Genomic DNA, 15,630 nt, shown 5'->3' with positions numbered 1-15,630 from the left:
CAGACCCCTTCCGCCCTCCTGTGAGCGCCCCGGTCCTCGTCCGGCGGGCCGTGCGCGGTGCGACGGCGCTGCGCGGCGGCCGTGCCGGGCGGCTCACCCCGTACCAGGTCTTCGGCGCCCTGTTCTGGCTGATGATGACGCTGGCGTACTGGCGCGTCCCGCTGTGCTGCGACGCCGGACAGCACGCGGCGGTCGTCGAACGCCTGAAGGACGACCTGCTCCACCCGGCCCACACGATGGCCGATCTCCCGGGCGAGGGCAGCCCGTACTACGGCCCGTACGCCGTCGCCCAGGGCGTCCTGGCCCGGCTGACGGGGCTGGCGGGCTGGGAGGTCGTGAAGCTCGCCGGGCCGGTGCATCTGCTGGTGCTGCTGACGGGGCTCGGCCGTTTCGTCAGGAGCCTCACCCCGCGTCCCTGGGCGCCGGTGTGGGCCCTGCTGTTCATGACGCTGCTGTGGGGCACCGCGCGGATCCTGTGGAGCGGCTACCTCGGGCTGATGTCGATGACGACGAACCTGGGCTACCCGTCCGCGCTCGCGATCGGGCTGACGTTCTGGGCCTGGGCCTGGACGGGCACCCGCGCGCGGGACGACGCCCCCGCCGTGCGGTTCGTCGGCCCGAGCGGGCTCGGCGGCTGGTGGGGGTACGCCGGGACCGGCGTCCTGTACGGGCTGATCCTGCTCACCCATCCCGTCACGGCGGCCTCGGCGCTCACCGGGGCGGTGGCACTCGTGGCGTCCCGGCAGCGCGGCTGGCGCCGGCCGGTCGTGGCCCGCTGGGCGCTCACCGCGGCGGCCTGCTCGACGGTCGCCCTGACCTGGCCGTACTACGACGTCCTGACGCTGGTGGGCGACACCGGCATGGACGCGATGCACCGGCAACTGTACGAGAGGATGCTCGCCAACTCCTGGCTGGCGCTGCTCGGCCTGCCCGTGCTGTGGCTGCGGGCGCGCGGGTCGGCGCGTGATCCGCTGGTGCTGATGTTCCTGCTGGAGTGCCTGCTGGTGGCGTACGGCTGGGTGAGCGGGCATTACACGTACGCCCGGGCCCTGTGGGCCGTGCTGGTGCCGCTGCAGTTCGCGCTGGCGGTGGAGCTGGCGGCGCCCCGGCCCTGGCGCCGGGCCAGGCGGGTGCTGGGCGGGGCGGCGGCGGTCGGGGTCTGCGTCGGGTTCGTCACCGTGCACGCCGGGGCGGTCGTGCCGCGCTCGGTCGACCCGGTGGGATTCACGCAGCCGACGCGCTGGCCGTCGTACGACTGGGCGGCGCGGCACATCGGCCCCGGCGAGGTCGTGATCACCGACGGGTACTTCGCCGGGCACGCCATCGCCGGGTACGGCCCGAACCTCGCCGCGCCCATCTGGCCCGACCCCGCCCTGGACGAGCGGGAGCGGAAGCGCCGGGCGGCCGACGTCCGCGCCTATCTGGCCCCCGGCTCGACCCGCGCCGAGCGGTCCGCCGTCGTCCGCCGCTATCACGTGCGCTGGCTGCTGCTGACGCGCTGGCACCCGGTGCCCGAGGAGGCCGTGGTGGTGGCGTGGAGCAGACGGACGGGGGAGGTGCTGGCGCGGGTCGGGGGGTGACCTTCGCGGGCTTTCGGGACTACTCGATGACGAGGTCGACCTCGATGTTGCCGCGGGTGGCGTTGGAGTACGGGCAGACCTGGTGGGCCTGCTCGACCAGCTTGCGGCCGGTCGCCTCGTCCACGCTGTCGGGCAGCTCCACGCGGAGGGTGACGGCGAGCCCGAAGCCCTCGCCCTGCTTGCCTATGGAGACCTCGGCGGTCACGGCGGCGTCGCTGACGTCGACCTTGGCCCCACGGCCGACGAGACCGAGGGCGCTGCCGAAGCAGGCGGCGTAACCGGCGGCGAAGAGCTGCTCGGGGTTGGTGCCCTGGCCGTTGCCGCCCAGCGCCTGGGGCATGCCCAGGGCGAGGTCCAGCACGCCGTCGGAGCTGACGGTCCGGCCCTCGCGGCCGTGGGTGGCGGTGGCGACAGCGGTGTAGAGCGCGTCCATGGAAAACCTTCCCTCTCACGTCAACGTTCGGCGGCCCGCTTCCGGGCCGCCTGACACCCAGGATTAGAGCACACAATTTAGTTGTGCGCAATTGAATGACGGGCGCGAGCTATCCTGGAGGCATGAACACGCCCGACGACGACTGGCTCCGCCTGGACCAGCAGATCTGCTTCTCCCTGCACGCGGCCTCCCGCGCCTTCAACGGCGTCTACCGCGGGATCCTCAAGGACCTCGGGCTCACCTACCCGCAGTACCTGGTGATGCTGGTGCTGTGGGAGCACGACGAGCTGCCCGTGAAGAAGCTCGGCGAGCACCTGCGACTCGACTCCGGCACCCTGTCGCCGCTGCTCAAGCGGCTGGAGGCGGCCGGTCTGGTGCGCCGCGAGCGCAGCCCGCGCGACGAGCGGTCGGTGGAGGTGCGGCTGACCGGGGAGGGCGTCGCGCTGCGCGGGCGGGCGCTTCAGGTGCCGCGCCGGATCGCCGCCTCGACCGGCTTCGACCCCGAGGAGGTCCGCGCCCTGCGTGCCCGCCTCGACGAGCTCACCACCGCGCTGGACGCGGCCGCGCTCGCGGAGCCGCAGGGCGGTCAGTCCGCCGACGAGCGGCCGTAACGGCACCGGGCGCTACGGCACCGGCCCGAACAGGGGCGACGGCGCCGGGGGCATGCCGGGAACCGGAGCGCGGGGGCTCACGCCGGGCGGCACCCGGACCACCGGGGCGAGAGCCGGGGCGCCGAGGGCCGGGGCGCCGGCGGATACGCCGGGCGACCGGCCGTCGGCCGGTTCGCGGGGCGGCTCATCGCCGGTCGGGGTGTCGTCGGACCGGCGCCGGACGTAGAGGCGCAGGAGCACGTCGTCGCGGACGCGTCCCTCGCGGACGTGCTCCTCACGGACGGTGAACTCCTCGGCCAAGACCGCCAGCTTGGTGCGCTCGACCGGGTCGGGCGGGCTCCGGCGCGGGTCCAGGGCGGACCGCTCGGCGACGACCCAGACCCGGTCCACCGAGGCGAGCCGCCGGCGCAGCTCCCCGGGCGTCGCCTCCCGGCCCCACAGCGTCCCGGAGCGGGGCGCGGACTCCCGCAATGCGACGTCCCGGGCCCGCTGGAACCCCTTCGGGTAGGCCAGCGCGGCGAGCCTGCCGACCGACGGCACGAACAGCACCGGGTCGCCCGGCCGCATCTGCCGGACGGCGAGCGCGGAGACCACGGCGAGGTTGTCCGGGCGGTGGGAGGCGGACCGGTCCTGGCGATGCACGGGGAGCTGAGCGAGGAAGGTGGAGGTGAGGGCGAGGACGCCCGTGACGCCCAGCAGGGTGTGAATCTGCCGGCCGCGGACCCGCATCCGCCGCCCGTCGAACCGCACCCGGCCCAGCGCCCGGGCCACCCGCCCGGCCCCGGCCGCGACCAGCAGGGACGCGCCCGCCAGCGCGTAGAGCACGTACCGGTCGTGGTAGAGCGGCCGCGCCTGCGAGACGGTCATCAGGACCGCGGGCGGCACCAGCAGCAGCGGAAGCGCGACCGCCGCCGCCCGCCGCTCCCGCAGCCCCATGGCCATCAGCAGCAGCGACCCCCAGAACACCGGCCCCGCCGGGCCGGGAGTGAAGTTCCGGACCAGCCTCTCGACCCGGTCCCACCCCGGTGACACCAGCCACGCCACCTGCCCGGACTGCCCCTGCGTCACCCACACCAGCGGCAGCAGGAGCAGCGCGACCGCCCCCGCCGCCCGCCCCCAGCCGGACCAGACCCCCTTCGGCACCCGCAGCAGGGCCAGCGTCACCGCGTGCGCGCCCAGCACCGGCACGGCCAGCTCGTGCAGCGCACAGGTCAGGGCGACGACCGTCCCGTACGGCCACCAGGACCGGGCACCCACTCCGTCCACGGTTCGGTCCACGGCCCTCAGGAGCATCAGCGTCGAGCCCGCCGCACCCGCCGCGACGAGCGCGTACGACCGTCCCTCCTGGGCGTAGTGGCCGGTCATCGGCGTGATCGCGTAGAGGACACCGGCCCACAGGCCCACCCGGGGCCCTGCCAGCCGGACCCCCAGGGCCGCGACCAGGCCGGCGGTCGCCGCCGCCGCGCACACCGACGGCAGGCGCAGCACGAGCTCGCTCGGGTGGACGGCGAGGACGGCGTGCATGAACAGGTAGTAGAGGCCGTGCACCGCGTCCACCTCGTGCAGCAGCCGCCAGATCTGCGGGACCGTGCGCTGAGCGACCTGGAAGGTGACGCTCTCGTCGCCCCACATGCCGCCGCGGTCCAGGCCCCACAGGCCGGTCGAGAGCATCACCGCCACGGACACCGCCACCGGCAGCGCACCCGCGCCGAACCGGCCGCTCCCCCTCGACTGTCCGCTCTTCACGGCCCGATTCTGCGATGATTAGAGCTCTTTGGACTGGTTCAGTGGTGTGTTAACACTTTCATGTCATTCGCCCGGCTTACGATCCGCTGTGATGAACGCCGAGACGCATACCGAGAGGCCGCTCGCCGAGGTCGCCGTCGTGGTGATCGGTTATGACGACGCCGCCCATGTGACGGACGCCGTGCGCTCGGCACTCGCCCAGGGGCCGGCCGTGCGCGAGGTGGTGGCCGTCGACGACTGCTCGAAGGACGGCAGCGCCGGCTTGCTGGACCGGCTCGCCGCCTCGGAGCCACGCCTGAAGGTGATCCGCCGCCGGGTCAACAGCGGCGGCTGCGGCACTCCCCGCAACACCGGGCTCGACGCGGTGACCTCGCCGTACGTGATGTTCCTGGACAGCGACGACGTCCTGCCGCCCGGCGCGGTCGACGCGCTGCTCGAAGCGGCCGCGGGTGCGCACGCCGAGGTCGCCGGCGGCCTGTGCGTACGCCGGGAGCTGCCGTCGGGGCGCGAGGTCCCCTGGCAGGCACGCCTCTACGCGCTGCACGCCGTGGTGGCGCACCCCGCGCGTCGAACGCGCCTGGTCCACGACACGCTCTGCGTCAACAAGCTCTACCGCACCGCCTTCCTGCGCGCGCACGGCATCCGCTTCCCCGAGGGCCGCTTCCCCTACGAGGACGTCGTCTTCACCGCGCGCGTGCTCGCCGCTGCCCCGCGTATCGCCCTGGTCCCGGACCGGGTGTACGTCTGGCACGTGCGCCGGTCCGCCGAACGGCTGTCGATCTCCCTGGACCGGGCCGGCGTCGCGAACTGGCGGGCCCGTACGGAGGCCTGCCGGCAGGCGTACGAGGTGCTGCTGGGCGCCGGGCAGAAGGAACTCGCGCGGGCCGTGCGCGCCAAGTTCCTCGACCACGACCTGCGGATGTACCTGCGTGAACTGGGGTTGCGCGACGCCGCCTACCGGCGCGCGTGGTGGGAGCTCGCGCGGTCGTATCTCGCGGAGTACGACGCCGACGACTGGGCGCGCAACCCGGCCGCTCCCGGCCGGCTGCTCGGGCGGGTCGTCCTGGCCTCCCCGGAGCCGCGCGACCTGCCCCGGCTGCGGGAGCTCGCGGCCCGCCCGGCCCGTCTGTACCCGCCGTACGCCCGTGCCGCGGACGGCACGCCCGTCTGGTCGGACGGTCTCGCGCAGGTCTCCCTGGAGCCGCTGCTCACCCGGCCCGTGCGGGCGCTGCCCCTCGCCGTCGACGCGGAGCTGCGGCCGGGCGCGCGCGGCACCCGGCTGCGGCTGCGCCTGCACGAGCTGTACGGGCGGGTGGCGCAGGCGGGGCCGGAGACGGTGGAGGCCGAGTGGCGGCACCGGGACGACGGGGACGTGGTGGTCCGGGGTGGGAGCGCGGCGCTCGTGCCGTGCACGGGGGTCCTCGAGGCCGCCGGTTCCGCCGGGCCCGGCCGCACCTGGTCGGCGGAGACGGCCGTCGACCTCCCCGCACTGGCCGCGCTCGGCGCGGGCACCTGGGACCTGCGCCTGCGCATCCGCTTCCGTGACGGCGCGAGCCGCGACGTCACGGCGCATGCCCTCACGGGCGCCGGTCTGCTGCGCCGCAGGGCCGTCCCGAGCGCCCGGCACGGCGTGGTACTCGTACAGCCGTACACCACCCACTCCGGGGCGCTGGCGCTGCGGGTGGCCCCGGGCGTACGCGGCGTGCTGTCGGTCACCCGCGCACGACTGCGCCGCCTGCTTCACTGAGAGCACGACGACCACGACGGATCAGCGCACAGCACCACCACCACGGGGCAACTGACGAGGGGACGGCCGCACATGACCTGGTTGATCACCGGCGGCGCCGGCTACATCGGCGCGCACGTCGTACGGGCGATGACCGCGGCGGGGGAACAGGCGGTGGTGTACGACGACCTGTCCACCGGCATCGCCGAGCGCGTGCCCGACGGGGTGCCGCTGGTGGTGGGCTCGACCCTGGACGGCGAGCGGCTCGCCCGCACGCTCGCGGACCATCCGGTCACCGGTGTCGTCCACCTCGCGGCGAAGAAGCAGGTGGGCGAGTCGGTCGAACGACCGCTGCACTACTACCGGGAGAACGTCGAAGGCCTGCGGATCCTGCTGGACGCCGTGACGGCGGCGAAGGTGCCGTCCTTCGTCTTCTCCTCGTCGGCGGCGGTGTACGGCATGCCGGACGTGGACCTGGTCACGGAGGAGACGCCGTGCGTGCCCATGTCGCCGTACGGCGAGACCAAGCTGGCCGGTGAGTGGCTGGTCCGCGCGACGGGCCGGGCGACCGGGCTGGCGACGGCGTCGCTGCGCTACTTCAACGTGGCGGGCGCGGCGGGCCCGGAACTCGCGGACGCCGGTGTCTACAACCTCGTGCCCATGGTCTTCGAGAAGCTCACGCAGGACGCGCCGCCGCGGATCTTCGGCGACGACTACCCGACCCCGGACGGCACCTGCGTGCGCGACTACATCCACGTCGTGGACCTGGCCGAGGCCCATGTCGCCGCGGCCCGGGCCCTGAGCTCCTCCCCCGGCCGCGGCCTCACGCTCAACATCGGCCGGGGCGAGGGCGTCTCCGTCCGCGAGATGATCGACCGCATCAACGCGGTCACCGGCCACGACCGGCCACCCGCGGTCGCCCCCCGCCGCCCGGGGGACCCGGCCCGCGTCGTCGCCTCCGCCGACCGCGCGGCCACGGAGCTGGGCTGGAAGGCCCGGCTCGACGCGCAGGACATGATCACCTCGGCGTGGGAGGGGTGGCTGCGGCTGCATCCGGAGGCGGGGCGCGGCTGATCCGCCTGCGCCGCGCGTGAGTGAGCCCCGGCCGCCCGCCTGCCGGGGCTCACTCACGCGCGGCGCACTCGCCGACCGGCGAAGTCCCGTTCTACAACGCCTTCAGCCCCTCCGACGTAGCCCGGGCCAGTGCGCCCAGATACCCCTTCGGCAGCTTCGGGTTGCGGATCACCACCGAGCGCCAGTAGAGCGGGCCGGAGATCAGGTCGAGTGCCAGGTCGTGGTCGATGCCCTCGCGGAGCTCGCCGCGGCGTTCCGCCGCCGTCACGATGCCCGTGGCGACGCCGTCCTGGCCTTCGCGCAGGGCCTTCTGCATGGCCTCGGCGATGTCGGGGTTGCGGGCCGCCTCGGCCTGGAGGTCGGGGATGACCTGTGAGGCGACAGGGTGGCGCAGGGCGCGGGACGTCACCTCGTAGAGCAGCCGCAGGTCGCCCTCCAGGGAGCCGGTGTCCGGCGCGGGCAGGCCCTGCACGGCGAGCGCCGAGACGATGTCGAGGACCAGGTGCAGCTTGGAACGCCAGCGGCGGTATACCGCCGTCTTGCCGACCCCCGCCCGGCGCGCGATCCCCTCGATGGACATCCGCGCGTATCCGACGGCCGCGAGTTCCTCGAAGACGGCCGCCCGGATCGCTTCCGTCACGTCCTCCCGCAGTACGGCCGCCCCCGCGGGGGCCCGGCGGCGCGGGGGCTGCTGGGGCTCGTCGGGCTTCGTCGTCATGCCGACAGCATAGGGCGTCACGACGAAACGGTTGCGTTCCGACGCTCGTCCGACGTACGCTCCCGTTACGACGATACGGTCCCGTCCCGACGTAAGAGGGCGTGAAGAGTCCGGTAAGAGCCGCTCCCTCCGGCTTCCGGGACGTCCACCGCCCCAGGCCCCCGCCCCCTCCCCCGAGCGAAAGCAGCGGATGTGAGTACGGTCCTCCACACACCGCCCCAGACCCCCGCCCCGGCCGACCACGACCTCGCGGACCTCGCCGCCCGCCACGGCCTCTCGGTCAGCGGCGCCCGGCCCTCCCTGCCCGAGTACCTCCGCCGGCTGTGGGCCCGCCGCCACTTCATCACCGCGTTCGCCACCGCCAAGCTCACCGCCCAGTACAGCCAGGCGAAGCTCGGCCAGGTCTGGCAGGTGATGACCCCCCTGCTGAACGCGGCGGTCTACTACTTCATCTTCGGCGTGCTGCTCGGCACCAAGCACGGCGTGCCGGACTACATCCCGTTCCTGGTCACGGGCGTGTTCATCTGGACGTTCACGCAGAGCTCGATCATGGCGGGCACCCGCGCGATCTCCGGCAACCTCGGCCTGGTGCGGGCCCTGCACTTCCCGCGCGCCGCGCTGCCGATCTCCTTCTGCCTCCAGCAGCTCCAGCAGCTGCTGTTCTCGATGGGCGCCCTGGTCGTCATCCTGCTCTGCTTCGGCGTGCCGGTCGGCGTGTCCTGGCTGCTGGCGCTGCCGGCCCTGTTCCTGCAGTTCACGTTCAACGCCGGCGTCTCCATGGTCATGGCCCGGATGGGTGCCAAGACCCCCGACATCGCCCAGCTGATGCCGTTCGTGCTGCGCACCTGGATGTATGTCTCGGGTGTCATGTGGAGCATCGACAAGCTGGCGCAGAAGGACAGCCTGCCCCACGCGGTGACGATCGCGCTGGCGGCGAACCCGGCCGCCGTCTACATCGACCTGATGCGCTTCGCCCTGATCGACAGCTTCCACGCGAGCCAGCTCCCCGCCCACGTGTGGGCGCTCGCCGTCGGCTGGGCGCTGGTCGCCGGTGTCGGCGGCTTCATCTACTTCTGGAAGGCTGAGGAGACGTACGGCCGTGGCTGAGCACCCGAGCGAGAAGATCCCCACCGTCGTCGCCGACGGCGTCGACATCGTCTACCGCGTCAACGGCACCGGCGCCGGACGCGGCTCCGCGACCGCCGCTCTCAACCGCATCGTGCGCCGCAAGCAGACCGAAAAGGCGTCGGGCGTACGCCGGGTGCATGCCGTGAAGAACGTGTCCTTCGTCGCCTACCGGGGCGAGGCGATCGGCCTGATCGGCACCAACGGCTCCGGCAAGTCGACCCTGCTGAAGGCCGTCGCCGGACTCCTCCCCGTGGAGAACGGCCGTATCTTCACCGACGGCCAGCCCTCCCTGCTCGGCGTCAACGCGGCCCTGATGAACGATCTGACCGGTGAACGCAACGTCCACCTCGGCGGCCTGGCCATGGGCATGTCGCGCGAACAGGTCAAGGACCGCTACCAGGAGATCGTCGACTTCTCCGGCATCAACGAGAAGGGCGACTTCATCACGCTGCCGATGCGCACCTACTCCTCCGGCATGGCCGCCCGGCTGCGGTTCTCCATCGCCGCCGCCAAGGACCACGACGTCCTGCTGATCGACGAGGCGCTGGCCACCGGCGACCGCTCCTTCCAGAAGCGCTCCGAGGCCCGTATCCGCGAGCTGCGCAAGCACGCGGGCACGGTGTTCCTGGTCAGCCACAACAACAAGTCGATCCGCGACACCTGCGACCGGGTGCTGTGGCTGGAGCGCGGCGAGCTGCTCATGGACGGGCCGACGGAGGACGTCCTCAAGGAGTACGAGGCGTTCACGGGGGACAAGGCACCGAAGCCCAAGCCGAAGGCCGCCGTTCCCTCGTGAGGCGCACCCGGTCGGCCCTTTTGTCTCATTGATGGCAGCATGACCGCATACGGTGCAGCTGCGAGAGGGGTCCCCGTGATGGCCGAGCTCAGTGTCATCGTCCACGGGCCGAACGTCCAGGACCATCTGACGGAACTCCTCGGCTCCCTCGCCGCCCACCCCCTGCCGGACGCCGAGGTGATCGTGGCCGCGGTCGGCGACTGGGCCCGGGAGACCGCCGAGCGGCACGCCCCGGAGATCCAGGTCGTGCCGCTGCCGGACGGCACGGACGACGCGGCGGCCCGGGCGGCGGGCGCGGCCCGGGCCCGCGGCCGCTGGCTGCACTTCGTCCACGCCAAGGACGGCCTGCCCGCCGGCACCCCGCGCACGGTCGCCGAGCGGGTCGCCGAACTCCCCGTCGAGGTCGACGTCCTGCTGCTCGACCACGTCCGCAGCACCTGGCACACCTCCGGCATGCCCTCCCCGGACGGCTCGCTGCTCGCCCGGGCGGGCCGCGCCGACGTCGTCCTCGACGACTGCGCGCCCCTGCTGCGGCTGACCCCGCTGCTCGGCACCCGCGTCCTGCGCGCGGACTTCTGGCGGGCGCACGAACAGCGGCTCACCACCGACGACGAGCCGTACGCCGCCCTGGCCGCCCTGCTGCTCGCCGACCGCGTCGCCTGCCTGCCGCACGTCGCCTACGAGGACCGCCGGCTGCGTCCCGCCAGCCTGCCCCCGGTCACCCCCGAGCAGCGCTACGGCCTCGTCGAGCGCTACGAGTCCCTCCTCGACCTCACTCGCGACCGGCGCGCCGCGCACACCGTGCTCTACGACCTCATGGTCGGCGACTGCCTGCGCACCTTCGCGCGCGGCGGCATGCCGGAGGAGGTCGCACGGGAGTTCTTCCGCCGGGCGTCCCTGGCCGCCCTGCGCCGCCGCCCCGAGAACCACCGCCGCCCGGCCGGACTCGAAGGCGTCCGCCGCTCCCTGCTCGAAGAGGGCGCCTACGCGAAGTACCGTGCCTTCCAGACCGTCAACCGCACCCGCCGCACCGCCAAGTCGGCTCTGCGGACCCGTAAGCGCCAGGCCGGTGCCAAGCTCCGCGACCACCAGTACCGCAGGGCGCTCGGCCGCCCCGTCAACCCGCACCTCGCGGTGTTCTCGGCGTACTGGAACCGCGGCGTCGCCTGCAACCCCGCCGCGATCGCCGCCAAGCTCGCCGAACTCGCCCCGCAGATCCACCCGGTGTGGGTGGTCACCGAGGAGAACGCGGCCCTGCTGCCGCCCGGCACCGACCACGTCGTGCCCGGCAGCCGCCGCTACTGGGAGGTGCTGGCGACCGCCAAGTACCTCGTCAACAACGTCAACTATCCGAACGCGGTGGTCAAACGCCCGGACGCCGTCCACGTCCAGACCCACCACGGCACGCCCCTGAAGCGCATGGGCATCGACCAGATGGCGTTCCCGGCCGCCGCGCAGGGCCTGGACTTCCGGGCGCTGCTGGAGCGCATCGACAAGTGGGACTTCAGCGTGTCGGCCAACAGCCACACCACCCGCATGTGGGAGCGGGCGTACCCGTCGCACTACGTCTCCCTGGATCACGGCTATCCCCGCAACGACGTCTACTACACGGCCGGCGCCGCCGACATCCGCACCGTCCGCGACCGCCTCGGCATCGCCCCGGGCCACCGGGCCGTCCTCTACGCGCCCACCCACCGCGACTACGAGGCCGGCTGGACCCCGCGCCTGGACCTCGCCACCCTCGCCGACCGCCTGGGCGAGGACACGGTCCTGCTCGTGCGCGGCCACTACTTCTACGGCGGCGCCGCCTCCCCCCTCACCAACCTGCGCCGCACGGGCCGGATCATCGACGTCTCCTCCTACGACCCGGTCGAGGAGCTGTGCCTGGCGGCGGACGCCCTGGTCACGGACTACTCCTCGATCATGTTCGACTACGCCAACCTCGACCGGCCGATCGTGATCTACGCCGACGACTGGGAGACGTACCGCACGACCCGGGGCGTCTACTTCGACCTGATGGCGGAAGCCCCGGGCCCGGTCGCCCGCACCCAGCAGGAGCTGACGGAGATCCTCACCACCGAGGCCTGGCGCGACGAGAGCGCGGCGAAGACCCGGGCCGTCTTCCGGCGCCGGTTCTGCGAGTACGACGACGGGCGCGCCGCCGAACGCGTCGTCCGCCGGGTCTTCCTCGGCCAGGACGAACGGGACCTGCCGCCCGTGCTGCCGATCGAGGAACGGACCCCGGCTCCGACCCCGCAGGAGGCGACCGCATGAGCACCCCCGACGTCACCGTGACGGTCATCGTCCACAACGACGCCGAGCGCCTCAGCCGCGCGGTCGACTCGGTCCGCCGCCAGACCCACGCGAACCTCGAGATCATCATCAGCGACGACCACTCCACGGACGCGACCCCTGCGGTGGCCCAGCGGCTGGCCGCCCAGGACCCGCGTGTCCGCCACCTCCGCCTGGAGCGGAACAGCGGCGGCTGCAGCGTCCCGCGCAACCGCGCCCTGCGGATCGCGCGGGCGCCGTTCCTGATGTTCCTCGACAGCGACGACGAACTCCCCGCCAACGCCGTCGAACTGCTCCTCGCCGCGCACCGCGAACGCGAGATCGACTTCGCCATGGGCGCGGTGCAGCGGGTCCGGGTGGACAACGGCCGCCGCTCGACGTGGATGCCGCACCTGGTCGCCGAACGCCGCACCCTCGACGGCATCGAGGCCGACCCGCGTCTGCTCTTCGAGCACCTGGCCACCAGCAAGATGTACGCCCGCGCCTTCCTCGACCGGCACGGCCTGCGCTTCCCCGAGGGCATCCACTACGAGGACCAGCTGTTCTCGGCGCAGGCCTACTGCCTGGCCAAGAGCTTCACGATCATCCCGGAGCCGGTCTACCGCTGGTACGTGGCGCCCTTCGCGGCCTCCGAGGCGGCCTCGATCTCCAACCAGCGGCACAAGCTCGCCAACGTCCGGGACCGGGTCCACGTCCAGCACCTCATCGACACGTTCCTGGCCGAGAGCGGGCACGAGTCGCTGCGCGAGGACAAGGACCACAAGTTCCTCAAGCACGACTTCCGGATGTACGCCGGTGACCTGCCCTACCGGGACGACGCCTGGCTGACGTCCTTCGCGGACATCGTCTCCCCCTACCTCGACACGCTCACGCCGGGCGCCTTCGCCCGTCTCCCGCGCGCCGAACGCGTGGTCATCCAGCTGATCCGCGACCGCCGCCTGCCGGAGGCGCGCCTGGCGGCCCGGGGCCTGGGGCACGGGGTGGCGCCGAGGCGAGTGACCGCCGACGCGGAAGGCCGCACCTACTGGGGGGACAAGGTCCCCGAGTCGGAGTGGTCCCGCCGCGAACTGGACATCTCCGACCTGGAGCTGGAGACCCGCCCCTTCCCGAGCGCCCAGTTCCGCCACGAGATCAAGGAGATCACCCGAGGCCCGGGCGCTTCGATCGACCTCACGATCCGCACCTACGACCCGGCGCTGCGCCTCCCCGTCGGCCCCCTGCGCGCGACACTCCTCATCGCCCCGGGCGGCCGCCGCCTCCGCGTCCACTTCCGCCTCTCCCCCGTCCGGCCCGGCATCTTCGAGGGCCACGTCCACCTGGACCTCGCGGCGGCCCCGCTCCCCCTCCAGGGCTTCGCGGGAATCCGCCACCCGCTGCTCCGCCTCCAGCACCAGGGCCTGTCCCACACGGGCCTGCTGCTGGCCCCCTTGACCTTCCCGACGCTGACGACACGCATCCCCTCCCACCACCTGACGGTGGAACCGGAGGGCCACGGCCCGGGCCGCCTGCAGGTCCGCTGGGAACCGGTGGGAGTGACGGCGAACATGATCCGCCCGGCGGTTCGCAGAGTGGCCCGCCCAAGAGTGAAGAGAGCAGCACGCTTGGTGGCGAGCGCACTGAAGTAACCACCGCCGCTAGCTGCGGGCTTGCGTGCCGCTGGGGGCGGCAGGGTGGGCGATGGGGGTCCCCCCTGCTCGAGCGAAGCCGAGAGCTTGGGGAGGGTGGGCGCAGCGGCCGCTCGCTCCGCCGCTGCGGGCATGCGTGCCGCTGGGGGCGATGGGGGTCCCCCCTGCTCGAGCGGAGCCGAGAGCTTGGGGGAGGGTGGGCGCAGCGGCACCCCGCTCCGCCGGGCTGAGGACCCACCCGGCCTCAACCACCCCGCAGCGCCCGCTAAGGCACCACCTCGTACAACACCTGCCCTTCCGGCCCCCGAGCCACTTCCCGCAGCCCCGCTCCCCCACCCCCTGTGTCCACAACCCACCGCACCCCGTACTCCCGCAGAATCTCCCCCCGCTCCTCCCCCGACGCCCCGGCCGCGAAGTACCTCCGCACAGCCCCCACCCGACGCCCCTCGTCCGGCAGGAAGAAGTCGGGATACCCGGGCGCCACCGTGTACGCCCCGTACGCCGGGATCTGCCGGGCCGGCCGCCCTTCCCGCGCCATCACCACATCCCCGTACTTCACCCAGGGCGTCATCCAGAAGTACCCGGCCCACGGCCGCCGGTACTTCTCCGCGACGGCCTCCGGCAGATCCCCCCGCGGCACCACGTACCCGACCGTCCCCGCCTGCGTCCACGCCCCCACAGCCAGCGCCGCGCCGAGCACGCACGCCCACCCCACCCGCACCCCGCGCCGCCCGGCCTCGCACACCTCCACGGCCACCGCTAGCTGCGCCGGAATCAGCGCCGCCGGCAACGCCCGCCCCCACGACCAGTGCCCGCTCACCCCGCCCACCGTCACCACCACGATCCCCAGCACGAAGAACAGCACCAGCGGATCCCACCGGTCCCGCCACCCCCGCACCCCCAGGGCCACCACCCCGAGCAGCACCAGCCAGTACCGCCCGAGCAGGTCCTCGTACAACGGCCGGTGCACCGCCTCCAGGCCCTCACCCGCCCCGAACAGCGCGAAGAAGTCGTAGTACGGCCACAGCGCCAGCACCCCGAGCCCCACAGCCAGTGCGCCACCGAGCCGAAGCCACACCCCCCGGCCGGGCCGCGCGGCGGCCACCGTCGCCACCGCCCCCAGCGAAGCCACCACCCCCGAGAACTGATGGCACAGCAGAGTCACCGCCCACAGCGCCCCCAGCCCGAGCCACACCCCCCACCCGGCACCGCTCCGCGACACCGCCCGCCGCAGCCACGCCCAGAGGTGAAACGCCAGCCCCAGCGCGAACAGGCTCGGATAGGACACCGTCAGCGCGAGCGAGTCGAGCCCGTAGAAGCCGCTCCACTTGAACAACGCCGTTCCCCACAGGAACAGCAGGCTCAGCAGGGCCAACGCGGGCGCGGCACGATGGCCGGTCAGGGTCCGTACGTAGCGCCACACTCCCGTCACCAGCAGCCCGAGCCCGGCCAGCGCCCCCAGTCGCAGCACCACGAAGACCGACAGGCCGCTCACCCGCGCGACACAGCCGAGCACCAGCATCCAGGGCGAGTAGTACGGGCTCGGCGTGTCCGCGTCGACAAGCGGATTGCCCGGGTCGCCGAGGTCGTGCCGCAAGCGCTGGACGGTCGCCGCGTGCATCCCGAGGTCCCCGGCCCACGGCAGCCGGACGATGACCAGGAGCAGCAGCAGGACGACCAGCGCGGCAGCGGCCTGTGCGACGACGGCCGGTCCGGGCGCGGCGCGCATCGTGCCAAAACACCCCCGCCCGGTGGACGAGGAACCGGAAGGCGGAGGCCAGGATCGCTCCTCGGAGACATTCACCGTCACGCCCCAAGCCTGAGCCGGATTCGGTGAGTCCTCCAGTCGAATCGCCCTGAGGCCTGCAAAGAACAGGCGCCCCGGGCCGGAACCGGCCCGG

12 protein-coding genes are annotated in these 15,630 nt (G+C 73.3%); 8 read left to right on the top strand and 4 right to left on the bottom strand.

Annotated features, from left to right (window positions below; translation table 11 throughout):
• Positions 1 to 20: 20 nt before the first annotated feature.
• A complete protein-coding gene (locus IO24_RS0127190) occupies positions 21 to 1,580 on the top strand; it encodes a hypothetical protein (RefSeq protein ID WP_031139946.1) in 1,560 nt (519 codons plus the stop codon).
• Positions 1,581 to 1,599: 19 nt separating this feature from the next.
• Here the strand turns inward: IO24_RS0127190 and IO24_RS0127185 are convergent, their stop codons facing one another.
• The gene (locus tag IO24_RS0127185) at positions 1,600 to 2,013 is read right to left on the bottom strand and encodes an organic hydroperoxide resistance protein (RefSeq protein WP_031139944.1); all 414 of its coding nucleotides are present in this window, start codon (positions 2,011 to 2,013) and stop codon (positions 1,600 to 1,602) included.
• Positions 2,014 to 2,135: 122 nt separating this feature from the next.
• Between IO24_RS0127185 and IO24_RS0127180 the strand changes: the two genes are divergently transcribed.
• A complete protein-coding gene (locus tag IO24_RS0127180; RefSeq protein ID WP_037668563.1) occupies positions 2,136 to 2,624 on the top strand; it encodes a MarR family winged helix-turn-helix transcriptional regulator in 489 nt (162 codons plus the stop codon).
• Positions 2,625 to 2,636: 12 nt separating this feature from the next.
• Here IO24_RS0127180 and IO24_RS0127175 read toward each other — a convergent pair whose 3' ends face one another.
• A complete protein-coding gene (locus tag IO24_RS0127175) occupies positions 2,637 to 4,370 on the bottom strand; it encodes a glycosyltransferase family 39 protein (RefSeq protein ID WP_234335294.1) in 1,734 nt (577 codons plus the stop codon).
• A gap of 91 nt (positions 4,371 to 4,461) precedes the next feature.
• Between IO24_RS0127175 and IO24_RS0127170 the strand changes: the two genes are divergently transcribed.
• Positions 4,462 to 6,117, top strand: coding sequence for a glycosyltransferase family A protein (locus IO24_RS0127170; RefSeq protein WP_031139938.1), 1,656 nt, complete (start codon positions 4,462 to 4,464; stop codon positions 6,115 to 6,117).
• 72 nt (positions 6,118 to 6,189) lie between these two features.
• Positions 6,190 to 7,170: a UDP-glucose 4-epimerase GalE gene (gene galE, locus IO24_RS0127165; protein WP_031139935.1), complete on the top strand. Its 981-nt coding sequence runs from the start codon at positions 6,190 to 6,192 to the stop codon at positions 7,168 to 7,170.
• Between the two features lie 91 nt (positions 7,171 to 7,261).
• Here galE and IO24_RS0127160 read toward each other — a convergent pair whose 3' ends face one another.
• Positions 7,262 to 7,888 (bottom strand): TetR/AcrR family transcriptional regulator, encoded by a 627-nt coding sequence (locus IO24_RS0127160; protein ID WP_031139933.1) that lies wholly within the window; start codon positions 7,886 to 7,888, stop codon positions 7,262 to 7,264.
• Positions 7,889 to 8,080: 192 nt separating this feature from the next.
• On the opposite strand from IO24_RS0127160, the gene IO24_RS0127155 reads away from it, so the two are divergent.
• From IO24_RS0127155 to IO24_RS0127140, 4 genes are all read left to right on the top strand, one after another.
• Positions 8,081 to 8,995, top strand: a complete 915-nt coding sequence (locus IO24_RS0127155; RefSeq protein WP_031139931.1) for an ABC transporter permease — start codon at positions 8,081 to 8,083, stop codon at positions 8,993 to 8,995.
• Positions 8,988 to 9,812, top strand: coding sequence for an ABC transporter ATP-binding protein (locus IO24_RS0127150; RefSeq protein ID WP_031139929.1), 825 nt, complete (start codon positions 8,988 to 8,990; stop codon positions 9,810 to 9,812). Before IO24_RS0127155 ends, IO24_RS0127150 begins: the two co-directional genes overlap by 8 nt.
• A 78-nt stretch (positions 9,813 to 9,890) precedes the next feature.
• Positions 9,891 to 12,086, top strand: coding sequence for a CDP-glycerol glycerophosphotransferase family protein (locus IO24_RS0127145; RefSeq protein WP_031139927.1), 2,196 nt, complete (start codon positions 9,891 to 9,893; stop codon positions 12,084 to 12,086).
• Positions 12,083 to 13,729, top strand: coding sequence for a glycosyltransferase family 2 protein (locus IO24_RS0127140; protein WP_031139924.1), 1,647 nt, complete (start codon positions 12,083 to 12,085; stop codon positions 13,727 to 13,729). Before IO24_RS0127145 ends, IO24_RS0127140 begins: the two co-directional genes overlap by 4 nt.
• Before the next feature lie 265 nt (positions 13,730 to 13,994).
• Here IO24_RS0127140 and IO24_RS0127135 read toward each other — a convergent pair whose 3' ends face one another.
• Positions 13,995 to 15,458: a hypothetical protein gene (locus tag IO24_RS0127135; RefSeq protein WP_031139922.1), complete on the bottom strand. Its 1,464-nt coding sequence runs from the start codon at positions 15,456 to 15,458 to the stop codon at positions 13,995 to 13,997.
• Positions 15,459 to 15,630 lie beyond the last annotated feature (172 nt).

This window comes from Streptomyces flavovariabilis (assembly GCF_000725785.1).
In the GTDB taxonomy this organism is placed as follows: domain Bacteria; phylum Actinomycetota; class Actinomycetes; order Streptomycetales; family Streptomycetaceae; genus Streptomyces; species Streptomyces hawaiiensis.
Note: the sequence above shows the minus strand (reverse complement) of the source record. Positions and strands in the feature narration are given on the sequence as shown.